Annotated in this window: 20 protein-coding genes, 2 tRNA genes and 1 pseudogene; 17 read left to right on the top strand and 6 right to left on the bottom strand. The window is 62.8% G+C overall.

Annotation, left to right across the window (positions count from 1 at the left end; all coding sequences use genetic code 11):
• Positions 1-64: 64 nt before the first annotated feature.
• From ilvC to ASS64_RS01250, 5 genes and pseudogenes are all read left to right on the top strand, one after another.
• Positions 65-1,099 carry a ketol-acid reductoisomerase gene (gene ilvC, locus ASS64_RS01265; protein ID WP_067690260.1) on the top strand — a complete coding sequence of 345 codons (1,035 nt, stop codon included), beginning with the start codon at positions 65-67 and terminating at the stop codon, positions 1,097-1,099.
• Positions 1,100-1,129: 30 nt separating this feature from the next.
• Positions 1,130-1,276 (top strand): hypothetical protein, encoded by a 147-nt coding sequence (locus tag ASS64_RS16900; RefSeq protein ID WP_234002279.1) that lies wholly within the window; start codon positions 1,130-1,132, stop codon positions 1,274-1,276.
• 15 nt (positions 1,277-1,291) lie between these two features.
• Positions 1,292-1,732 (top strand): annotated as a pseudogene (locus tag ASS64_RS01260) (DUF6151 family protein); the annotation flags it as partial.
• A gap of 84 nt (positions 1,733-1,816) precedes the next feature.
• Positions 1,817-2,461, top strand: coding sequence for a YceI family protein (locus ASS64_RS01255; protein WP_067688610.1), 645 nt, complete (start codon positions 1,817-1,819; stop codon positions 2,459-2,461).
• Positions 2,462-2,504: 43 nt separating this feature from the next.
• Positions 2,505-3,653, top strand: coding sequence for an alpha-hydroxy acid oxidase (locus ASS64_RS01250; RefSeq protein WP_067688607.1), 1,149 nt, complete (start codon positions 2,505-2,507; stop codon positions 3,651-3,653).
• Positions 3,654-3,777: 124 nt separating this feature from the next.
• Here ASS64_RS01250 and ASS64_RS01245 read toward each other — a convergent pair whose 3' ends face one another.
• Together ASS64_RS01245 and ASS64_RS01240 are read right to left on the bottom strand one after the other, a co-directional pair.
• On the bottom strand, positions 3,778-4,905 hold the full coding sequence (locus tag ASS64_RS01245) for an epoxide hydrolase family protein (protein ID WP_067688604.1): 1,128 nt from the start codon (positions 4,903-4,905) through the stop codon (positions 3,778-3,780).
• Between the two features lie 2 nt (positions 4,906-4,907).
• Entirely contained in the window at positions 4,908-5,330 is a 423-nt protein-coding gene (locus ASS64_RS01240; RefSeq protein ID WP_067690257.1) for a PaaI family thioesterase, read from the bottom strand.
• Positions 5,331-5,556: 226 nt separating this feature from the next.
• On the opposite strand from ASS64_RS01240, the gene leuA reads away from it, so the two are divergent.
• Complete coding sequence (leuA, locus tag ASS64_RS01235) at positions 5,557-7,239, top strand: 2-isopropylmalate synthase (protein ID WP_067688601.1); 1,683 nt, start codon at positions 5,557-5,559, stop codon at positions 7,237-7,239.
• Here leuA and ASS64_RS01230 read toward each other — a convergent pair.
• Entirely contained in the window at positions 7,236-9,053 is a 1,818-nt protein-coding gene (locus ASS64_RS01230; protein ID WP_067688598.1) for a sensor domain-containing diguanylate cyclase, read from the bottom strand. The two genes, leuA and ASS64_RS01230, sit on opposite strands and share 4 nt — an antisense overlap.
• 314 nt (positions 9,054-9,367) lie before the next feature.
• Between ASS64_RS01230 and ASS64_RS01225 the strand changes: the two genes are divergently transcribed.
• Both ASS64_RS01225 and ASS64_RS01220 read left to right on the top strand, forming a co-directional pair.
• Positions 9,368-10,417 carry an amidohydrolase gene (locus tag ASS64_RS01225; RefSeq protein ID WP_067688595.1) on the top strand — a complete coding sequence of 350 codons (1,050 nt, stop codon included), beginning with the start codon at positions 9,368-9,370 and terminating at the stop codon, positions 10,415-10,417.
• A gap of 82 nt (positions 10,418-10,499) precedes the next feature.
• Positions 10,500-11,468, top strand: a complete 969-nt coding sequence (locus ASS64_RS01220; protein ID WP_067688593.1) for a nitronate monooxygenase family protein — start codon at positions 10,500-10,502, stop codon at positions 11,466-11,468.
• Here ASS64_RS01220 and ASS64_RS01215 read toward each other — a convergent pair.
• The 3 genes from ASS64_RS01215 to ASS64_RS01205 all read right to left on the bottom strand — a co-directional run bounded on the left by ASS64_RS01215 (position 11,465) and on the right by ASS64_RS01205 (position 13,293).
• On the bottom strand, positions 11,465-11,998 hold the full coding sequence (locus ASS64_RS01215; RefSeq protein WP_234002277.1) for an AHH domain-containing protein: 534 nt from the start codon (positions 11,996-11,998) through the stop codon (positions 11,465-11,467). The two genes, ASS64_RS01220 and ASS64_RS01215, sit on opposite strands and share 4 nt — an antisense overlap.
• Positions 11,999-12,004: 6 nt before the next feature.
• Positions 12,005-12,808: a hypothetical protein gene (locus ASS64_RS01210; RefSeq protein ID WP_067688590.1), complete on the bottom strand. Its 804-nt coding sequence runs from the start codon at positions 12,806-12,808 to the stop codon at positions 12,005-12,007.
• Positions 12,809-12,909: 101 nt separating this feature from the next.
• Positions 12,910-13,293, bottom strand: a complete 384-nt coding sequence (locus tag ASS64_RS01205; protein ID WP_369815331.1) for a flavodoxin family protein — start codon at positions 13,291-13,293, stop codon at positions 12,910-12,912.
• A gap of 182 nt (positions 13,294-13,475) precedes the next feature.
• On the opposite strand from ASS64_RS01205, the gene recJ reads away from it, so the two are divergent.
• From recJ to pstB, 9 genes are all read left to right on the top strand, one after another.
• On the top strand, positions 13,476-15,254 hold the full coding sequence (gene recJ / locus ASS64_RS01200; RefSeq protein ID WP_067690251.1) for a single-stranded-DNA-specific exonuclease RecJ: 1,779 nt from the start codon (positions 13,476-13,478) through the stop codon (positions 15,252-15,254).
• Positions 15,255-15,338: 84 nt separating this feature from the next.
• Positions 15,339-15,413: transfer RNA gene (locus ASS64_RS01195), tRNA-Glu, on the top strand.
• A 46-nt stretch (positions 15,414-15,459) separates the two neighbouring features.
• A tRNA-Glu gene (locus ASS64_RS01190) sits at positions 15,460-15,534 on the top strand.
• Positions 15,535-15,596: 62 nt separating this feature from the next.
• On the top strand, positions 15,597-16,784 hold the full coding sequence (locus ASS64_RS01185; protein ID WP_067688584.1) for a cell wall metabolism sensor histidine kinase WalK: 1,188 nt from the start codon (positions 15,597-15,599) through the stop codon (positions 16,782-16,784).
• Positions 16,785-16,919: 135 nt separating this feature from the next.
• Positions 16,920-18,263, top strand: a complete 1,344-nt coding sequence (locus tag ASS64_RS01180; RefSeq protein WP_067688581.1) for an OprO/OprP family phosphate-selective porin — start codon at positions 16,920-16,922, stop codon at positions 18,261-18,263.
• Positions 18,264-18,380: 117 nt separating this feature from the next.
• Positions 18,381-19,427, top strand: a complete 1,047-nt coding sequence (locus tag ASS64_RS01175) for a substrate-binding domain-containing protein (protein ID WP_067688578.1) — start codon at positions 18,381-18,383, stop codon at positions 19,425-19,427.
• A gap of 15 nt (positions 19,428-19,442) precedes the next feature.
• Positions 19,443-20,828 carry a phosphate ABC transporter permease subunit PstC gene (gene pstC, locus ASS64_RS01170; RefSeq protein WP_067688574.1) on the top strand — a complete coding sequence of 462 codons (1,386 nt, stop codon included), beginning with the start codon at positions 19,443-19,445 and terminating at the stop codon, positions 20,826-20,828.
• Complete coding sequence (gene pstA / locus ASS64_RS01165; protein WP_067688570.1) at positions 20,821-22,071, top strand: phosphate ABC transporter permease PstA; 1,251 nt, start codon at positions 20,821-20,823, stop codon at positions 22,069-22,071. The genes pstC and pstA overlap by 8 nt, the downstream gene beginning before the upstream one ends.
• A 38-nt stretch (positions 22,072-22,109) precedes the next feature.
• Positions 22,110-22,856: a phosphate ABC transporter ATP-binding protein PstB gene (pstB, locus tag ASS64_RS01160; protein ID WP_234002319.1), complete on the top strand. Its 747-nt coding sequence runs from the start codon at positions 22,110-22,112 to the stop codon at positions 22,854-22,856.
• Positions 22,857-22,858: the final 2 nt, after the last annotated feature.

The following is a 22,858-nucleotide window of genomic DNA, read 5'->3' as shown; positions in this document are numbered from 1 at the left end:
AAACAAGAATGTGGAACCCCCGACTTCGCGGGGGGTGACGATAGAAGGACAAGGGACCAAAAACGTGCAAGTTTATTACGATGCCGATTGCGACCAGCAGCTGATCAAGGACAAGAAGGTCGCCATTGTCGGTTACGGCAGCCAGGGCCACGCCCACGCCCAGAACCTGCGCGACAGCGGAGTCGGCGAAGTCGTCATCGCTCTGCGCGAAGGATCGGCGACGGCGAAAAAAGCCGAAGGCGCGGGCTTCACCGTGAAGACCGTCTCCGAAGCCGCCGAATGGGCCGATGTGCTGATGATCCTCGCGCCCGACGAGCACCAGGCAGCCATCTATGCGGGCGAAGTCGCTGGCAAGATGAAGCCGGGCAGCGCGCTCGCCTTTGCCCACGGCCTCAACATCCACTTCGGCCTGATCGATCCGCCCGCCGACATCGACGTGATCATGATCGCGCCCAAGGGGCCCGGCCACACGGTGCGCGGAGAATACATCAAGGGCGGCGGCGTACCCTGCCTGATTGCAGTGCATCAGGAAAGCAGCCAGTCGGGCGACAACGGCTTCGCCAAGGCACTGGCCCTGTCCTACGCCAGCGCGGTCGGCGGCGGTCGCAGCGGGATCATCGAAACCGACTTCAAGGAGGAGTGCGAGACCGACCTCTTCGGCGAGCAGGCGGTGCTGTGCGGCGGGATCACCCACCTCATCCAGGCCGGGTTCGAAACGCTGGTCGAGGCCGGATACGCGCCCGAAATGGCCTATTTCGAGTGCCTCCACGAAACCAAGCTGATCGTCGACCTGCTCTATGAAGGCGGCATCGCCAACATGCGCTATTCCATCTCGAACACCGCCGAATACGGCGACATCAAGACCGGCCCGCGCATCATCACCGACGAGACCAAGGCCGAAATGAAGCGCGTGCTGGCCGATATCCAGTCGGGCCGTTTCGTGAAGGATTTCGTGCTCGACAACCAGGCCGGTCAGCCCGAACTGAAGGCAAGCCGCAAGGCGGCCGCCGCGCATCCGATCGAGCAGACCGGCGCACAGCTGCGTGCAATGATGTCGTGGATCGGCGCCAACAAGCTGGTCGACAAGGACAAAAACTGAGCTAGGGTCGCGCTCATGGAGGGAGAGACCATGAGCGCGCCCGACACCCTGCCCTTTGCCTGCCAATGCGGAACGGTAACCGGCGTCATCGAACAGGCGAGCGCGCGCGAGGGCGACCGTGTGGTCTGCCACTGCGTCGACTGCCGCGACCTCGTACGGTACCTTGGACAGGAGTAGCGCGTTCTCGACGATCTCGGCGGCACCGACCTCTACCAGTCGCGCTGTGCACGGGTGAAGCTGCATTCGGGCCGGGACAAGCTCGCCAGCCTCTACATGACGGAGGGCAAGACGCTGCGCTGGTACGCCAGCTGCTGCAATTCGCCGATGTTCAACACCTATGCCAACGGCAAGGTGCCTTACGTAACCACGATCCTCGCCAATGCCGATCCGGCGCGCCGCGATGCGTTGCTCGGCGCTCCTGTCGGGCATGTCTTCGCCGAACAGGCGACCGGCGATGCAAGCGAACTGGAGCTCATGCCCTTCAGCCGGTTGATGCGGCGCTTTTTCGGTCGGATGATCAGGGATCTCCTGGCTGGCGATAGGCGACGCAGCGCCTTGTTCGATCCGAAAACGCTCGAACCGATCGCCGAACCGATCAGGCTCTCGCCCGAACAGCGCAACAGCCTGTCTTAGTGTGATCGCAATTTGCGATGGTCGCGGCGGGAACAGGCGTTTCCCGCCGGTTTTTCGTTTGTGAGCACCAACAGGAGGTCAGACGTGAAAAAGACGATCATCGCCGCGGCGCTTGCGGCCAGCGCAACTCTCGCCGTAACGGCCATTTCCGCGCAGGAGCGACCGCAAATCCCGGGTACGACGGACGTCAGCCGTGTCGAGGCCGGTACCTATGCGCTCGATCCCGCTCACACGCTGGTCGGCTGGCGGGTCAGCCACTTCGGTTTCAATGACTATTTGGGCGTATTCGGCGATATCGAGGGTACGATGACGCTCGATCCAGCGAATATCGAAGCGTCCGAATTCGACATCGCGATACCGATCACGAGCGTCGCCGTGCCGAGCGCGGAATTGAGAGATCACCTTCTGCGTCCCGGCCAGGATGGCGCCGAGCCCGATTTCTTCGGTCCCGATCCCGATGCCGCGCGCTTCGTCTCGACTTCGGTCCGGCAGACCTCCGATACGACCGCGGTCGTTACCGGCCAGTTGACCATGAACGGTGCGACCGGCCCCGTAACCATGCTGGTCGAGTTCTCCGGCGCCGGCCAGAACCCAATGAACCAGAAGTCGACAGTCGGCTTCCACGCGCGCGCCACGATCGACCGCACTCAGTGGGGCATCGACTATGCCGCGCCGATCGTCGGTGCCGAAGTCGATCTCGACATCAGCGCCGCCTTCGAACGCCAGTAGAGTCCTCTCGACAAGCGCGTCGCGACGCGTCACGACCCGTCGCATGCGCTTGTCAGACTGTCACAATATCGACGATTTCCGCCGCCTTGCCCGGGCCAGGCTGCCCTGGCCGGTGTTCGACTATATCGACGGGGCGGCCGACGACGAGATTACCAAGGCGCGCAATACCGGCGCCTTCGACGAAGTCGATCTGGTGCCCGACGTGCTCGCGGGCGTCGCCGAGATCGACACTTCCTGCACGATCATGGGCCGCAAGAGCGGATTGCCGCTCATGCTCAGCCCCACCGCGCTCCAACGCGCCTTCCACCGCGATGGCGAACGGGCGGTGGCCAAGGCTGCCGAGAAATTCGGTGTGTGGTTCGGCATCTCCAGCCTCGCCACGCATTCAATCGAGGAGATCGCGGCGCTCACCGGCGGGCCCAAGCTGTTCCAGCTCTACGTCCACAAGGACAGGGGGCTGAACGCCAGCATGATCGAACGGTGCCAGGCGGCGAACTTCGATGCACTCGCGCTGACGGTGGATACGATCGTTTCGGGAAAGCGCGAGCGGTGCCTGCGTTCGGGCTTCACCACCCCGCCGCGGTTTACCGCTAGCGCGCTGTGGAGTTACGCGACGCGGCCGCGCTGGACGCTGGACTATGTCTTCGGCCCCAAGTTCCGCCTGCCCAACCTCGACGGGCATGTGCAGGAAGGCACGGGCAAGGCGGTCAGCATCCAGGATTATTTCAACACTATGCTCGACACCGGCATGGACTGGGACACCGCGGCGCGCATCCGGCAGGATTGGGGCGGCACCTTCGCGTTGAAGGGCGTGATGAGCGCCGCCGACGCACGGCGCGCGGTCGAGATCGGCGCCGATGCGATCTGGATTTCCAACCACGGCGGCCGGCAATTGGACGGCAGCCGCGCGCCATTCGACCAGCTGCGCGAGATCGTCGATGCGGTAGGCGGCGAAATCGAAATCGTCCTCGATGGCGGTGTACGGCGCGGGACGCATGTCTTGAAAAGCCTCGCCGCAGGCGCGACCGCTGCCTCGGGCGGGCGTCTCTACCTCTACGCGCTGGCGGCGGCAGGCCAGCCCGGCGTCGAGCGCGCGGTCCGAATCCTCAAGGAAGAGATAGAGCGCGGCATGCGCCTGATGGGGGTGACGTCCGTCGACCAGCTGACACCCGACCGCCTCCGCTGGCGCTAGCTTTCAGCCCCGGTCATTGCGAGGAGCCGCAGGCGACGCGGCAATCCATGACTCTTAGCTTGCCGTGAGCTCGGAAGATGGATTGCCGCGCGGCTTCACCGCTCGCAATGACTGAAACCGAGGTTCAAACCATCTTGGCGAAGCAGGCGCGCAATTCGTCGACGAATAGCTCCGGCTGCTCCCACGCGGCGAAATGGCCGCCTCGGTCGAGCTCGTTCCAGTAGACGAGATTGGTCAGCGTGCGCTCCACCCAGGCGCGTGGCGCGGGCAGAATTTCCTTGGGAAACGCGCTTGCCCCGGCGGGGATGGTCACCTTGCCCTGCCCGATCTTGCCGAAGCTTTCCCAGTAGAGCCGCGCCGCCGAAGCGCCGGTCGCGGGAAGCCAGTAGAGCATGATGTCATCGAGCACCTGGTCCATCGACAGCGTATCCCAGGGCGATCCGGCATTGTCGGTCCAGTAATGGATCTTTTCCAGGATCCACGCGGCGAGCCCGATGGGGGAATCGACGAGCGAATAGCCGATCGTCTGCGGCCGCGTGCTCTGCTGCTTGGAGTATCCCGAGTCCCATTCCTGGTAGAAACCGAGCCGTTGCATCGCCTTCAGGACTTTCGGATCCTTGCTCTGCATGTCCTCCGGCCCCGGACGCCCGATAGGCATGTTGAGGTGGATACCCTTGCACCCTGTCGGCGCAAGCTGACCTATGGCGGTGGTCACAGCCGCGCCCCAGTCGCCGCCCTGCGCGACCCATTGGGTGTAGCCAAGCCGCTGCATGAGCTCGACCCAGGCGCTCGCGATCCGTTCCACACCCCATCCGGTGCCTTCCGGCTTGCCCGAGAAGCCATAGCCCGGAAGCGAGGGTGCGACGACATGGAACGCCATCGCATCAGGGTCGGACGGCTCCGCCAGCTCGTCGATCACGCCCAGGAATTCGACCACCGATCCCGGCCAGCCATGGGTTATGACCAGCGGCATCGCATCCTCGCGCGAGGAATGCTTGTGCAGGAAATGGATGTCGAGACCATCGATCTCGGTCACGAACTGACCGATCGCGTTGAGCCGCGCCTCGCAGCGCCGCCAGTCGTATTCGATCCTCCAGTAGGCGACGAGTTCCCTCAGAGCCGCAAGCTTGGTCCCCTGAGACCAATCTTCGACCGGCTCCTTCTCGGGCCAGCGGACGTGGTCGAGCCGGTCGGCAAGCGCCACCAACTCGCCTTCTGGAATGTTCAGCTCGAATCGCCGCACCTCGCTCATATCTACTCTCCCGCCGCCTTCTTCGAGGCCGCCACGACACGGCCGGCGTCGGCAAGCAGGATGGTGCTGGTCGCCTTGGCCAAGACCGTACCGGTCGCATCCTTGAGATGTCCCTCGTAGAAACTGGTCCGCTTGCCGTGCCGTTCGACCCACGCCTCGGCAATCACAGGGCCGGGCCGCGTGGGCGCGAAGAAACTGACCTTGAGTTCCAGCGTCATGGGTACGATGTCCTGCCCGTTCCTGGCCATCGCCGCATGCGCCATCGCTGCATCGATCCACCCGCTGATGAAGCCGCCTTGCACGACCCCGCCCGAATGGCACTGTTCGCGCTTGGCCTCGTACTCGAGACTCGCCCGCCCTTCGGGGTTCGTCGAAACGATGCGGATCAACCCCATCGTCTCGTACAGCGAATGCGCTTCGGCCATGCTCTCTCCCTTCGTGAAACAATATGTCTCGCGATGCCCAAGCTTCTTTTGCTTTACAACCCCGGTAAGGCGCATCATAGCAAGAGCCATGCAACGTGCACTCGGACTGATTATCCTGCGACTTACACGCCCTTGGGCGTGATAGCTTGCGTGCCTGCCCGGGTGCGCTGAGCGCCCAGGGGACCCCACCGCCGTCGCAGAATTCCACAAGCTCCGAGATTTTCCCATGCCCATGCTCCGCGAACCGAGCAGCAAATATGCGCCCTTCCCGCAGGTTCCCCTGACCGACCGGCATTGGCCCACCCGCACGATCACCGCGCCGCCACGTTGGCTGTCCACCGACCTGCGCGATGGCAATCAAGCGATCGTCGACCCGATGGATGCGCATAAGAAGATCCGCTTCTTCGACCTGCTGGTCGAGGTCGGCGTGAAGGAAATCGAGGTCGGCTTCCCCAGCGCAGGCGCGACCGAATTCGATTTCATTTCGGGCCTGGTCCGGTCGGGCCGGATACCGGACGACGTGGCGGTGCAAGTGCTCACCCAAAGCCGCGAGGATCTGATCCGCACCAGCTTCGCCAGCCTGACGGGTGCGAAACAGGCCATCGTTCACCTCTACAATGCGGTCAGCCCGGCCTGGCGCGAGGCGGTTTTCGGCATGACGCGGGAACAGGTGCGCGACATTGCCGTGCAGGGCGCAACAGTCATGCGCGACGAAGCGGGCAAGCAGCCCGATACCGACTGGCACTTCCAATATTCACCCGAAACCTTCTCGACCGCCGAGCTCGATTTCAGCCTGGAGGTTTGCGAAGCGGTGATGGAGGTGCTGGCACCGACGCCCAAGCATCCGATTATCCTCAACCTTCCGGCGACGGTCGAGGCGGCGACGCCCAACATCTATGCCGACCAGGTGGAGTACTTCATCCGCAACCTGCCCCATCGCGAGAGCGCGGTTATCAGCCTGCATACTCACAACGATCGCGGCACGGGCGTCGCTGCGGCGGAACTGGCGCTGATGGCTGGCGCCGACCGCGTCGAAGGCTGCCTGTTCGGCAATGGCGAGCGCACGGGCAATTGTTGCCTCGTGACGATGGCGCTCAACATGTACACGCAAGGCGTTGATCCGAAGCTCGATTTTTCGGACATCGACCGGGTCATCGAAACCGTCGAATATTGCAACGAATTGCCCGTACACCAGCGCCACCCCTATGGCGGCGAACTGGTCTATACCGCCTTTTCCGGCAGCCACCAGGATGCGATCAAGAAGGGCTTCGCGGCGCTCGAAACGCAAAACGATTCGCATTGGCGCGTACCCTATTTGCCGATCGACCCGGCCGATCTCGGACGCAGCTATGAGGCAGTGATCCGCGTCAACTCGCAATCCGGCAAAGGGGGCTTTGCCTGGGTGCTCGAACAGGACCAGGGTCTCAAACTGCCCAAGAAAATGCAGGCCGATTTCAGCCCCCACGTCCAACGGATGGCGGACGAACTGGGCCGCGAACTCGACGCTGCCGACATCTGGAAAGCATTCAGGCACGCCTATCACGTCCAAACCGCCGACAAGCATTTCCAACTTGTCGATTACGAAGAACGTCGCGCCAACGACGGCACCCGCCTATTCACCGGAACGATAGCGGTAAAGGGACAGGAGCAGACCGTTTCGGGCCGCGGCAACGGCCTGATCTCGTCGGTACTGACGACCATCGAGGACGCATTCGGCCTGCAACTCGAAGTGATCGACTACACCGAGCACGCTTTGACCACCGGCCGTGACAGCCGCGCTGCCGCCTATCTCGAGTGCCGCGACGCCAACGGTCGTACCATCTGGGGCTGCGGGATCGACGAGGACGTCGCCACGGCGAGCGTCAGGGCGGTGTTGAGTGTGGCCAATTCTGCAGTCGAAGCCGGTTAGTTCGCTACAGCGAAAGGAGGCGATTTCTCGTCGCCCGACGAGATGCCACCGTAGCGCCCCATGTCCTGTGCATAGCGCAGGCAGTTGCGACCCGCTGCCTTGGCCGAATAGAGCGGTCCGTCGGCAGCCTGCATCGCCATCGAAGAACTGCACCGTTCGGCGATCCGCGCGATGCCGATGCTGGCGGTGACGTTGAATGTCCCACCGTCATTGTCGGTCATGACATGCCGCTGAATTGCCAACCTCAGGCGTTCGCAGATTATCGAGGCGTGTTCCATCGCCGGGCCCACCGCGATCATTCCGAATTCCTCTCCGCCGAGACGTGCGAAGAAGCAATCATCGGTGGCATTCTCGCGCATGAGCTGGGCGATCTGCTTGAGCACGAGATCGCCGACCGCGTGCCCGTACGAATCATTGACGCGCTTGAAATGGTCGAGATCGACCAGCGCGAAAGCGAAGGGTTGCTCGTCTGCGAATTCGAGCTGGGCCTCGAGGATATCGAGAAGCGCCCGGCGGTTGGGAAGCCCGGTCAGCGAATCGGTCCGCGCTTCCCACGAAGCCTGGAGCTCTTCGAGCTTGCGTTCGGTGACATCGCGGATTGTCACGACGAACGTGGATGCCTGCTGTTTCGACGGCTCGATCGCACGCAGCTTGGCTTCGAGCCAGCGAGTCTGGCCACGCCTTTCGACCGAGCGCTCCATAATTTCCGTATGTCCCGGATATCGCGCCGCGGAATCGAGCGTGCCATCCACTATCGCCCGGTCGTAATCGCTGAAGAAAGCAGCCAGATGCAGTCCCTCCACTGCATCGCGTCCACTGAGGCGGTTGGAAGCGGGCGAAGCGAAACGGATCATGCCCTCCCGGTCGAGGTGCAGCAAAGCATCGTCGGAATGGTCCGCGATCAGGCGCTGCATGGCCTCGCGGTCTGCAAGTGCTTCCATCAGGCGCTGACGTTGCTTGAGCGCGACTGCCAGCGGGAAAGCCATTAACAGCAGGATGCTGAGATAAAATTGCAGGAACAGCGCCTTTTGCCACAGCGGGATCCCGAGTTCCGCGAAGACGCCGACACCCATGCCCAACGATCCGGCCGCGGCCACCGATATGATAAGCACAGCGATCGAAGCGCCGAACCGCTCCAAGCGGAAACTGGCAACGACCAGCGGAACGATCGGAAGAAAAAGCGACGGCACGGTCGATTGCAGGAAGGCGATCGCCGAGATTCCCAGCGTGAGCAAGATCATGGCGATGAAAGGCAGGACCCGACCCGGTTCGCGCACTCGCGCGAAGTCGGGTTTCTTGTAGGACGCAAGCAGCAGAGCCAGCGGGAGCACCAGCAATGTCCCGAGACCGTGACCGACCAGCCATGAGAAGGCATGATCGTGCCAGCCCCCGCCTACGATCCGGGTGACCAGGATACCGCCGGGGATCGCTGCCGCGGAAGGCCCCACGATCCCTGCCAGAAGTCCCAGCGAGACGACGCCGCCCTCGCTCTCGATATAGTCGCGCTGCGGCCGGAACCGTACAAGCAGCCAGGCGATGAGCCAGGCTTCGAATATGTTTATCAGGGCGAGAGGGAATGCCCATTCCGGCCCGAATCCGAATAGGCTGGTCGCAAGCGTGCTGAGCACGATGAGGACGGCAGCCGCAACGAAATGCTTGCTACGCGGGATGGAGAGAAACAGCGCGGCCGCGATTGCGGTGCCGGGCCATACGAGTGCCAATCCACCTGCAAATCGCGTCCAGAAGATCGTCAAGGATGTTACGGCGAAGAATATCGCCGCATAGACGGCAATCCGTCCGATTGGAAACGTCATTCGATCGGTCACCCCCTTAGGACGGCGTTAGCCGGGCAGGGTTAACGGCACGAAGGACCATGGATGAGTAAAATCACCTAGTGGGCGCCGCCGAGGGGATATGATCCGTGAGCTTGCTCGATCGCCATGCCGAAGAATCGCCCGGAAGGTTGAACCTGCTTCCCTCACCGCTCCATCGAACACAATTGGCAATCAGGGCGGTCGCCCCCTAATTTCTCTTGTCAGACCTCCGCTCCACGTGTTCCATCCCGCAGGCCTCGCTTGCGGGGCTTCGACATGTGACCTTAACGGCAGCGAAGGGGAGTAAGCAGCCGATGAGTGAGGATATCCTCGAATCCGAACTGCCGATTATCGATCCGCACCACCATTTGTGGGACTTGCGACCTCTGGTGTCGGCCTTTCCCGAGCCACGTCACGATTTCATCGAAGCCATTGCCGGCGCGGCCTATTACACCTTCGACCAACTGCATGCGGATACGCACACCGGTCACAACATCGTCGGTACGGTATTCATGGAATGCGGCGCCTTCTACGATGCGAGCCGAGACGAGGCAATGAAACCCGTCGGCGAAGTCGAATTCGTCAATGGCGTGGCGGCGCAGGGGGCCAGCGGACTCTATGGCGATTACCGGCCCTGCGCGGCAATTGTCGGACATGCGGACCTGACGCTGGGCGATGCGGTCAAGCCGGTAATCGAGGCGCTGGTGGCCGCAGGTAATGGCCGCTTCAAGGGCATCCGCCATGCAGCGGCCTGGGACGCGGATCCCGAAGTGCTCGGCCCGCCCTTCCATGCGCCCGAAGGGCTATACGGCTCGGACGAATTTCGCGCCGGCATGGCAGCTTATGCCGAGTACGGCCTCACATTCGACGCCTGGCTGCTCGAGCCGCAACTCGGCGACGTGCTCGATCTGGCCAGGGCCTTTCCCGATCAGCAGTTCATCCTCGACCATTGCGGCACGCCGCTCGGCATCGCCTCCTATCGTGGCAAGCTGCACGAGCGCTTCGACAGTTGGCGGCGCTCGATCCATGCCATCGCCGAATGCCCCAACGTGGCCGTCAAGCTGGGCGGTCTCGCCATGGCATTTTGTGGATTGCCGGACGAAGGCCCTGCAAAAGGTTACGGCTCGGAACATGTGGCAGGGCTTTGGCGCCCCTATATCGAAACTTGCATCGAGGCGTTCGGAGCGGATCGGGCGATGTTCGAATCGAACTATCCCGTCGATCGCTGGGGGGCCAGCTATCCGGTGTTGTGGAATGCGTTCAAGCGGCTCGCCAAGGGGCATAGCGCGGAGGAAAAACGCGCTCTCTTCGCCGGTACGGCAGCCCGGATCTACGACATCGAACACATCCTGCCCGACGCTTGACGTTTACGTAACGTCACCCTCGACAAGCGGGTAAACGCACCATACGCCCGCCTCTCACGACATCAGAGAGGATCTGCCCGACATGACCCTGCCCGCCCCTTTCGACAGGCTGCGCCTGCCCGTCATCGGTTCGCCGCTGTTCATCGTCTCGGGGCCGGAACTCGTCATCGCGCAGTGCAAGGCGGGGATCGTGGGCGCCTTCCCGGCGCTCAATGCCCGTCCGCAGAGCCAGGTCGACGAATGGCTGCACCAGATTACCGAAGAGCTCGCGGCGCACAATCGCGACAATCCGGATCGCCCGGCGGCCCCTTATGCCGTCAACCAGATCGTCCACAAGTCGAACGACCGGCTCGATGCGGACATGCAGACCTGCGCCAAATGGCAGGTGCCGATGGTCATCACCTCGCTCGGGGCGCGCGAGGAAGTCTTCCAGGCGGTAGACAATTGGGGCGGCATTACCTTGCACGACGTCATCAACAACCGCTTCGCGCGAAAGGCGATCGAGAAGGGCGCGACCGGCCTGATCCCGGTTGCTGCGGGTGCCGGCGGACATGCCGGCGTGCTCAGCCCATTCGCCCTGATGCAGGAAATCCGTGACTGGTTCGACGGCCTCGTCGCGCTGTCGGGCTCGATCGGACACGGCCGCTCGATCCTGGGCGCACAGGCGCTGGGTGCGGATTTCGCTTACATCGGCTCCCCCTGGATCGCCACTACCGAGGCCAATGCCGACGAACGCTACAAGCAGGCCATCGTAGAAGGCAGCGCCGATGGCATCGTCTACACCAATCTCTTCACCGGAGTGCATGGCAATTACCTGCGCTCGAGCATCGAAGGCGCGGGCCTCGATCCCGAAAATTTGCCCGAGAGCGATCCCAGCAAAATGAATTTCGGCAGCGGCGGCAACACCAAGGCCAAGGCGTGGAAGGATATCTGGGGATCGGGCCAGGGTATCGGTACGGTCAGGGAAAGCGCTCCCGTCGAAGACACCGTCGCTCGCCTTGAGCGTGAATACGTCGCGGCCAAGGAAGCACTGGCCAAGGCGACCGCTTAGGGCGCAGTCGCGCCCCACAAGACTTCGGCCATCGCATCGAGGTCGGAGAAATCGATTCCCCTTCCGAGCGGGTCCCTGCGGTTGAGCCGCAGCGGTTTGCGTTCGTCGAGCAGCCGCCGACGCAGGGCGCGCTGGAGCACGGCGAGCCGCATCAGCGCCATCTGCGCCGCCCCGTGCGGGTCGGCAAGATTCTGGCGCGACCATTGCCTTTCGACGCTGCCAACGCGTTCGATGACCATCTGGTTGTAATTGCGATGCGGCCCCCGGTGAAGCGGTAGCGCGAGCCGCAGGGCGGCTTCTTCGCTCGCTGGCAACAGCAGACCGTTCAGGCGAAAATCGTCGAAGCCGATTCGATCTGCGCCCAGAATATCGAACAGCGGCTCGAAACACGCCTCACCCAGCAATTGGCGGGGTAGGAGATGATGCCTCTGCAGACCGGGATCGTGTTGCGGCGAACCGCGCCGGTTGACCGCCCGAAACGGGAGACGTTTTCGAGGGATCGTTGCTTGGTTTGGTGCCCGTCCCTTCACGAGAGCCTAAGCGCGGGTGATCCGGATAAGTCCTGCGTCGGGATCGGGTACGAGCAATAGCGTGTCGCCGGCCTCGGTTACGAATTCGCGGCTGGCCGACAAGCATTCGCGACCTACCAGTTCGTGTACGACACGCACGGCGAGACGCGTTGCCGCGGTTCTATCGGTGCACAAGCCGGGCTCGATCGCCATTTCGCTGCCGATAAAAAAATCCAGCCCCTCGGTGGTCAGCGCCCCTCGCTCGTCGAAGCGCATACCGAGCATGCCGAGAGCGGGGAACGGCCCGCCGGCAAGCCAGGCATCGACAGTCCGGGCGAAGAATCTCGGAGCAATCGCCGAACGCGCGGGTGGCCAGCAGACGGTCCTGATGCCGTCGAGTGACCTGGTCAGTGCGGCACCCAGGCCCAGGAGTGTGCGCACGATGGGCAGAGCCTTCGCACCATGCGCGATATGCGGACCGGGAAAGAGCCCGAGCGCTTCGCCCGACGCCTCGCTTTCGACTTCGCAATTGAACAGATATTCGATTTCCGGAATGGCGATTCCGGGCCCCGGACACATGCCGAACAGGTCGAAGGTCAATCCATCGGCAAGCAATTCGAGCCAATCGGAATCGTCTTCCGAAGGATCCTTTCGAACCACGACATGCGGCGCATGCGCAGCGATGGCGGGATCGTGGCTGATCGAGATGCGGGGGTGATGCGCCAATGCCGCTCGAATGGTTTCGCGGTCGGGCCGGCTCCCATGTTCGAACAAGAGCACCAAGCCGCGCGCGGCCGGCGCATGCTTTCTGCCGCTTCGCGCGTGGTCCATCACCGTTTGCCGCCGCCCTTCTCCCCCATGACCGCAACCTTGACCGCAATCCGATACCCCGTCGAGTCCGCATGGGGTTTATGATCGAGATCGGATGAACTTCAGAAGATGCCCTGCGCAATCCCTTCGGCCAGCGCCGCTCCGAGTTCGGCCGCCCTGTCCAGCGACGCTTCATCGACCGTCTTCGGGGCCAGGATTTCTTCCGGCTCCTGCGCATCCATCATCTCGATCCACGGTTCGGTCACGCGCTTGAGCCGCCAACCCGTTGCGATTCGATCGATCTGCCGCTGGGCGCCTTCCCCATCGGAACCGGCGGCGATGACCGTGGCATAGGGTCTGCCTTCGATCCGCCCGAGGACGGGGTAGTAGCAGCGGTCGAACATCTCCTTCATTTCACCGCTCATGCTGGCTAGATTTTCCGGGCAACAGAACAGATACCCGCCGGCCGCGAGGAGATCTTCCGGCGAGACGTCGGCGGCGCGCATTAGGCGACCGCCCTCCCCCGAACCCCGGTTTGCCGCGCGAGCGATCTGTTCGCTGGTTCCGGTACGACTGTGCCAGATGATGAGCAGTGGGTCTGTGGACATCGATGAAGCATCGCCAGCGCCTGTCGATTGTCAATCGGCGGAACTATCGCCGCCCGCACGCAGCAGCTATTGTCGACCACATGGCATCGCAGGCCCTCTCGCATGTTTTCGGGGTTTCCTCTTCTCTCACCGGTCGCGCCTGGCGCTGGCGGGGGGGGAATATGGAATTGGGTAGCCGATCCGCATTGGAAGACGATATCGTCCGGCAGCTCTTGCTGTCGCGCGGGGTCGAGCCCGAGGATCTCGAGCGCCATCGTAATCCCACACTTCGCAATTTCCTGCCCGACCCATCGGTGTTCCGTGACATGGATGTTGCCGCAGACCGGATCGCGCAGGCGGTCATCGCGGGCGAGACGATCACGATCTACGGCGATTACGACGTCGACGGGGCGACCAGTTCGGCATTGTTGATCCGCCTGTTGCGCGATCTGGGAACGGAGGCGGGATACTACATCCCCGACCGCCTGCTCGAAGGCTATGGCCCCTCCGGCGAGGCGCTGGTCAAGCTCGGCGAGGCCGGTTCCAGCCTGATCGTGACAGTCGATTGCGGGGCCATGGCGCACGAGGCGCTTGGTATGGCGCATGAAGCCGGCATCGACGTTATCGTGGTCGACCACCACAAATGCTCCGCCGAACTTCCCAAGACGGTCGCTCTGGTCAATCCCAACCGGCTGGACGAAGAAGACGAGGCCGCGGCGCATGGCCACCTCGCCGCTGTCGGCGTCGCCTTCCTGCTTGCGATCGCATTGGTCCGCACCTTGCGTGAACGCGGCTTTTTCGCGCAGCGCAAAGAGCCCGACCTGCTGTCCCTGCTCGATGTCGTGGCGCTGGGTACGGTGGCCGATGTCGCCGCTTTGCACGGCCTCAACCGCGCATTCGTTTCGCAAGGCCTCAAGGTTATGGCCCGGCGCGACAATATCGGCATGGGCGCGTTGATCGATGCGAGCCGGCTCAAGCGCGCTCCCGCCTGTTCCGACCTCGGCTTTGCCCTAGGACCGCGCATCAATGCCGGCGGACGCGTAGGCGAGTCCACTCTGGGTGTTCGCCTGCTGACCACGCAAGATCCCGAGGAAGCGCGCGAAATCGCCGCGCAATTGTCCGCCCTCAACGAAGAGCGCCGCACGATCGAGGCGGCGGTACAGGAAGCGGCTGAAGAACAACTGGCAGCGCAACACAACCGTGCCGTCCACCTGCTCGCGGGCGAAGGCTGGCACCCCGGTGTGATCGGCATCGTCGCCGGCCGGATCAAGGAAAAGACTGGCAAGCCCTCGCTGGTGGTGGCCCTCGATGGCGAGACCGGCAAGGGTTCCGGGCGCTCGGTCGCCGGGGTCGACCTTGGCGCTGCGATAATCCGCGCACGCGACGAGGGATTGCTGGTCGCGGGCGGCGGACATGCGATGGCCGCCGGACTGACCGTGGCCGCAGACAAGGTCGACGCGCTCGCCGAATGGCTCGACGCGGCACTCGAAAGCCAGGTCGCGCGCGCCTCGGCAAACCGCGCAATGGCGCTCGACCTCGCGGTCGCCCCAGGCGGATTGACGCCCGAGTTGGTGCAGTCGCTCGAACAAGCCGGACCCTATGGCGTCGGCTGGCCCGGTCCGCGCGTCGCCGTGGGACCGGTCCGGCTCGTCAAATGCGATATCGTGGGGATGGACCATGTTCGCCTGATCGCGGCCGGCGACGATGGCAAGAGTTTCAAGGGCATCGCCTTTCGCGCCGCCGACAGCGATATGGGTCAAGCCCTCCTGCACGGCTCGCGCGGTCGCCGACTGTGGCTTGCGGGGCGGGTCAAGATCGACGATTGGGGTAGCAGACCGCAGGCCGAGCTGCACCTCGAGGATGCCGCCTGGGCCGATTGACGAAAATGCACGCATTCGAGGGTTGACGGCCCGCACCCCCGCGCCTAATTGGCCCGCCACGCCACCGACCCGCCAAGCGGGTGTGGCCCGTTCGTCTAGCGGTTAGGACGCGGCCCTTTCACGGCTGAAACACGGGTTCGATTCCCGTACGGGTCACCACGGTGGCGGTATTGCCTTGGCAATCCGCGAAAAGCGCCACGCATGTGGCCCGTTCGTCTAGCGGTTAGGACGCGGCCCTTTCACGGCTGAAACACGGGTTCGATTCCCGTACGGGTCACCACCTTCCCCAAGTTTCGAAAAGCCGCTGGCGCGCAGTGCCGCCCCTCGCTAAGCCGCGCGGCCATGAGCAAGCGAAGCTTTCCCTGGTCCGGATTCGTGCTGGCAGTCGCCGCCTGCACGATCCTTGCAACGCTAGAGATCGACCTCGTCTATGTCGGCCTTGTCCTGATAGTCTGGATCGGCTCGCTCTATCTCGTTGCGGCGCGTCCGCCAGAGGTCAAAGAAGTGTCGTCGGGCCGTGCCTTCACCCGGGACAATATGGCCGACCTTTTCGAGCACTCCGAGACGCCCGTCGTAATCACGGAGCGCGACCGCGTGGTCATCGCCAATCTCTCGGCGCGCAAGCTGTTGGGCGGCCACATCGTCGGACAGGACGTGCGAATGGCGCTGCGCCAGCCGGAAGCCATCCGCCTGCTCGAGCGCAATGCAGAAGGCGGCGCGGTGGTCCGCGGCCTCGCCCGCCGGACCGACATCTGGCGGATCAACCGCAAGACCCTGCCAGGCGAACTCGCCGTCATCGAGTTCGTCAACAAGACCGCCGAAGCCGATATCGCCCGCGCGCACACCGATTTCGTCGCAAATGCCAGCCACGAATTGCGCACGCCGCTGGCCGCGATCATCGGCTACGTCGAAACGCTGCGCGAAGATGTCGAGAACCTCGATCCCAAGATGGCCGACAAATTTCTCGGCACGATCCAGCGCGAAGCCAAGCGTTTGCAGGACCTCGTCAGCGATCTGATGTCGCTGTCTAGGATCGAAGCAGAAAAGCACGATCTACCCGAACACACGCTCGAATTCGCCAAGCTCGCAGAACGCGCGGCACATGATGCGGCTGGTGGAAATCGCAGCAAGTGGCTCGATTTCGAAGCGACGGGCGAATTCACGATTCGCGGTGACCAGCAGCAGCTCGAACAACTCGTTCGCAACCTGGTCGACAACGGCTTCAAATATGGCTCGCCAAGCCAGCCCGTTACCGTCCGCTTGCATCCCAAGGGACAAAATCGCCTGCGAATGACGGTCACCGACCGCGGCGATGGAATTGCGCCCGAGCACATTCCCCACCTCACCCGTCGGTTCTATCGCACGGATCCCGGCCGAAGCCGCGCCTCGGGGGGCACGGGCCTCGGGCTCGCCATCGTCAAGCATATCGTCGAACGCCATCGCGGACGGTTGGACATCGACAGCACGCTTGGCGAGGGCACGCGCGTCACGGTTACCCTACCGCTGGAACGCGAGGAGGCAGAAACTTGATCCGACGCAATTGGCTGTTTTTCATGCGGTTGTATCAGACGTCACAAAGTCAGTGCCGAAGTGTCACATTAATGTAATTTAGTGGTCATAGAGGCGTCGCCGAAACGCAACTTTCCCTTCAAAGGAACCGCTTCGATGACCCGTACCCACCGCCTCTCCGTGGCGGCTGCGGCGCTTTGCTGCACCATGGCCACACCGGTGCTTGCTCAGGATGCAACCGTTTCGGCCGAAGAATTGGCCCAATTGCGCGATCAACTCGCCGCGATGAGTGCCCGTGTCGACCAGCTTGAAGATGCGCTGGAATCCGCCAAAGCCGCGAACGAAGCGCAGGACGCGACCATCGCTGCCCACGCAGAAGCCGTGGCAGCGAAGCCCGACCCCGTCGTGGCGACCCTTGAAAAGCGCGACGGATGGAGCTTCAAGCCGCGAGGCCGCCTGATGTACGATGCAGGCTGGACCGATGCTCCTGAATCGACCGGCGCAAGCGATGGTTTCGGTAACGAAGTTCGCCGCGCACGCCTCGGCGCATCGGGCGATATCCCTGGCGGTTTCGGTTACAAATTCGAGGTCGATTTCGCCGGTAACGAAGTCGAGGTCGCCGACGCCATTCTCTCCTACGAGGACGGCCCGATCAAGATCGCCATCGGCCATCACAACAATTTCCAGTCGCTCGAAGAGCTGACCAGCAGCCTGCACACCACCTTCATCGAACGCGCCGCCTTCACGGATGCCTTCGGTTTCGAACGTCGTATCGGCGCTTCGATACAGTACGCCAATGGCCCGCTGCTCGCACAGGCCGGTGTTTTTACCGACAATTTCGACGACACCGACAGCAAGAATCGCGGCGTCGACGCACGCCTCGTCTTCATGCCCAAGGCCGGCGATGCGCAGCTGCATTTCGGCGGCTCGTTCCATTACAACGATATCGACGATCCCGCGGCAACCGTTAGGTACCGCCAGCGTCCGCTGGTGCACTTCACTTCGGAGCGGTTCGTAAACACCGACCGGCTTGGCGCGGATAGCGAAATGGGCTTCGGCCTCGAAGGTGCCGCCGTTGTGGGTCGCTTCCACGCTGCGGCCGAGGGGTACTGGCACAAGGTCGATATGCCGGGCATGGCCATCGATCCGACCTTCTTCGGCGGATATGTCGAGGCGGGCGTGTTTCTCACCGACGATTCGCGTGGATACAAGGGCGGCAAGTTCGACCGCACCAAGCCGAATGCCCCGGTCGGCGAAGGCGGCATGGGCTCGGTTCAGTTCAACCTGCGCTTCGACCACCTCGATCTCAACGATGCCGGTATCCTCGGCGGAAAACAGGCAGGCTATTTCGCCTCGCTGATCTGGAAGCCGACCGACTATACCGCATTCATGGTCAACTACGGCCGGCTTGACTACACCGACGCCGTGCTGGCCACGTCCACTGGCGACACGTCCTATGGCGTGGATGCTGTCGGCCTGCGCGCCCAGATCGACTTTTGACCGCTGGCCCTCATGCGATCGAAACCCGCCATATGACGGACCGGGTCAGATTATTGTCGCAACCATGTAACATTGAGTCGCTTTTGCGCCGCTAGCTACAAACCCAAGAGGCATCTCATGACCAAGACCAAATCCCTTATCTTCGCTGCGGTTTCGGCCGCTGCTCTCGCCGCATGCGGCAGCAATGGCGGTGACTCCGCGTCGCGGGATTCGATCCGCGCCGTCGGCTCGTCGACCGTCTTCCCCTTCGCCAAGGCGGTCTCGGAAGCCTTCGTGCGTTCGAATCCCGAATTCAAGTCGCCGATCATCGAATCGACCGGCACCGGGGGCGGCATGAAGCTGTTTTGCTCGGGCGTCGGCGCCGACACTCCCGATATGACCAATGCCTCGCGCCGCATGAAAGCGAGCGAATTCGCCGACTGCCAGGACAATGGCGTGACCGATGTGATCGAATTGCAGGTCGGCCTCGACGGAATCGCTTTCGCTTCGGCACAGGGCGGCATCGAGATGAACCTGACGCCCAAGCAGGTTTACGAAGCGCTTGCCGCATCGCCCTATGGCGGCGAGCAGACCAACCAGACCTGGTCGGATGTCGACCCGTCGCTGCCCGACCAGCCCATTCTGGTCTACGGTCCGCCCTCGACGTCGGGCACCCGCGACGCGTTGAAGGAACTCGTCCTTGAAGCCGGTTGCGAGACCAATGAGGACTTGGAGGCTCTCAAGGAGAGCGACGAGGATCGCTACACCCAGATCTGCACCGAAGTCCGTTCGGACGGCGCCTATGTCGACCAGGGCGAACAGGACAATCTGATCGTCCAGAAGATCGAGGGCAATCCCAACGCCGTGGGTGTCTTCGGCTACAGCTATCTCGAAGAGAATGCCGACAAGGTGCAGGGCCTCAACATGAATGGCGTCGCCCCGACCTACGAAAACATTTCGAGCTTCGAATATCCCGGTGCCCGTCCGCTCTACGTTTACGTCAAGAAGGCACACCTCGATGCGATCCCGGGCCTGAAGGAATATCTCCTCCAGTGGACCAAGATGTGGTCGAAGGATGGTGATCTTGCCAAGATCGGCCTTGTGGCTTCGCCCGATGACGTTATGGCGGCCAACCTGAAGGCAGCCACCGAGTTCACGACGCTCGACGGCGCGCAGCTCAAGTAAGGTTGAATGTAACGCATGTCGCCAGCTATCCTGCTCTTCCTGGCCCTCGGGCTCGGGCTCGCCGGATGGTTGGCGGCTCGCGCTCGTGCATGGACCTTTCGGCGCGATAGCGCCAACGGCAGAATCGCCAGTCTGCCGAATTATCACGCGTGGTATGTCGCGCTCTGGATCATTCTTCCCGTCCTGGCATTCGTCGCGCTGTGGAGCGTGATCGCGCCCGGCCTTGTAGGCCAATCGGTACTGGCCAGCCCGGCAGCTGCCGATCTTCCCGATTTCGGGTTCCAGCGCCAGACCATTCTCAATGAAGCGCGCGCCGTTGCGACCGGCGCCGCTCCGGCCGTGTTCAACCCACAAGCCGCCGCGCTTGTCGAACCCTATCGCGAGGCGCTGTCGCATTACAATCTGATCGGGATTGCGGTCACCGCACTGATTGCGTTTCTCGGGGGGACCTATGCCTTCCTCCGCCTGAAACCCGATTTCGCGGCGCGGACCAAGGTCGAACGGATCGTGATGGCGATCCTGCTGGCCGCCTCGCTGGTGGCGATCCTGACCACGATCGGTATCCTTGCAAGCCTCGTATTCGAGACCGCCCGCTTCTTCGGGATGGTTTCGCCGATCGACTTCCTGTTCGGGACGCATTGGGGCCCCGACCCCATGGCCAATCCGGACAATCCCGATCCGACCCGCTACGGCGCCGTTCCGCTATTCTGGGGTACGCTTTTCATCGGCGCGATAATCGCGATGATCGTGGCGATCCCGCTCGGCTTGATGAGCGCGATTTACCTCACCCAATATGCCAATCCGACGCTGCGCAAGTGGATCAAGCCGACGCTCGAGATTCTCGCCGGCGTTCCGACCGTGGTCTATGGGTACTTTGCCGCACTCACCATTGCGCCTGCGATCCGCGACATCGCCCTCTCGCTCGGTGCAAGCAATCCCTCGACCGAAAGCGCGCTGGCGGCCGGCCTCGTCATGGGTGTGATGATCATTCCTTTCGTCTCCTCGATGGCCGACGACAGCATCACCGCGGTCCCGCAAGCAATGCGTGACGGCAGCCTTGCCATGGGCGCAACCACCAGCGAGACCATCCGCCGCGTTCTTGTGCCCGCTGCACTGCCCGGCATCGTCGCCGGGATCATGCTCGCCATCAGCCGCGCCATCGGCGAAACGATGATCGTGGTGATGGCCGCCTCGACCGCCGCCAACCTGTCGGCCAATCCTCTCGATCGGATGACCACGGTGACCGTCCAGATCGTCAAGATGCTGACCGGTGAAGGCAGCTTCGATCACCCGGCAACGCTCAGCGCATTCGCACTGGGATTCGTGCTGTTCATGGTCACGCTCGGCCTCAACTTCATCGCGCTCAGCGTGGTCAAAAGGTATCGCGAAGCTTATGAGTGAGCGCGTCGCCCCTACCCGCACGCCCGCCTTCGAGGCGCGGCTCAAGAAACGCTATGCTGCCGAACGGCGGTTCAAGGCTATCGGCCTGACCGCGATCCTGTTCTCGGTTGCAGTGCTCTTGTTCCTCCTGGCGACGATGACCTTCAACGGGATCGGCGGTTTCCAGCGAGTGGAACTGCAGGTTCCGGTGGATTTCACAGAGGCCGGGATCGCGGTCGACCCTGCATCCATGGAGCAGTCCGGTGCCCTCGCCACGCTAGAAGCGCAGGGCCTCCGCGATGTCGTGCGCTTCTTCGCGGAAGAGGAATTGGGCGAGGAAGCGGCGCAGCAAGTCGGCTCGCAGGCCTGGCGCGATGTGGCTGCGGCGATCATGGCCGATCCGTCGATCCTGCGCGAGGAGGTAACTTTCTCTCTCCCCGCATCGGCGGATCTTGCCTCGGGTTATGAGGGCGAAGGCTCGCAAGATATGCAGGCGCTCGCGACCCAGCTCTACGAACGCGGCCAGATCGAGAAGAATTTCGATGGCGGGTTCCTGACCCGCTCGGACGCGACCAATCCCCAGCAGGTCGGCATCTGGGGTGCGCTCAAGGGCTCGATGCTGACGATGATCGTCACGCTGCTCTTGGCCTTCCCGATCGGCGTCCTCGCGGCGCTTTACCTTGAAGAATATGCGCCAAAGAACAAATGGACCGACTTCATCGAGCTGTCGATCAACAACCTCGCGGCAGTTCCCTCGATCATTTTCGGCCTGCTCGGTCTCGCCGTATTTCTGACCCTGTTCCCGAACCTGCGATCTGCGCCGGTCATCGGCGGGATGACGCTCGCGCTCATGACCATGCCCGTAATCGTGATTTCGGGCCGTAACGCAATCAAGGCGGTGCCGCCCAGCATCCGCGACGGGGCACTCGCGGTGGGCGCATCGCCCGTGCAGGTCGTGTTCCACCATGTCCTGCCGCTGGCGCTGCCCGGCATCCTGACCGGCACGATTATCGGTATGGCCCGCGCGCTGGGCGAAACCGCCCCGCTGCTGATGATCGGCATGCGCGCATTCGTCGCCACCCCGCCCGACGGCTTCACATCGCCGGCCACGGTGCTGCCTATGCAGATTTTCCTGTGGTCCGACGAAATCGACCGCGGCTTTGTGGAACGCACCAGCGCGGCGATCATCGTGCTATTGCTGTTCCTGCTCGTTATGAACGGGCTCGCTATCTACCTGCGCAACAAATTCGAGAAAACCTGGTGACCGTAGTCCACGACAACCTCGAGAAGACCGAAGCGAAGATGAGCGCGAAGGGTGTCTCCGTCTTCTACGGCGACAAAAAGGCGATCGACGACGTTTCGATCGACATCCCGACCGAATACGTCACCGCGTTCATCGGCCCGTCGGGCTGCGGCAAATCGACGTTCCTGCGCACGCTCAACCGCATGAACGATACGATTCCCACGGCGCGGGTCGAAGGCGAGATCGATCTCGACGGCCAGGACATCTACCGTTCGGGCATGGATGTCGTGCAATTGCGCGCGCGTGTGGGAATGGTGTTCCAGAAACCCAATCCCTTCCCCAAATCGATATACGACAATATCGCCTATGGGCCGAAGATCCACGGACTGGCCGAAGGCAAGGACGAACTCGATGCGATCGTCGAGAAGTCGCTCAAGCGCGCCGGTTTGTGGGAAGAGGTGAAGGACCGGCTGCAGGACAGTGGCACTGCCTTGTCGGGCGGTCAGCAGCAGCGCCTGTGCATCGCGCGCGCCATCGCGGTCGATCCCGAAGTCATCCTGATGGACGAACCCTGTTCGGCGCTGGATCCGATCGCAACCGCGAAAATCGAAGAGCTGATTGCCGAACTGAGCGGTCGATTCGCGATCGTCATCGTGACCCACTCGATGCAGCAGGCTGCTCGGGTCAGCCAGCGTACTGCGTTCTTCCACCTGGGAAAAATGGTGGAATATGGCCGGACTTCTGACATATTCACGAATCCGCACGAGCAGCGCACCCAGGATTACATCACGGGCCGCTACGGATAAGA

The sequence above is a fragment of the Erythrobacter sp. AP23 genome (assembly GCF_001542855.1).
Lineage (GTDB): Bacteria > Pseudomonadota > Alphaproteobacteria > Sphingomonadales > Sphingomonadaceae > Qipengyuania.
This window is presented reverse-complemented; position numbering and strand designations above follow the sequence as displayed.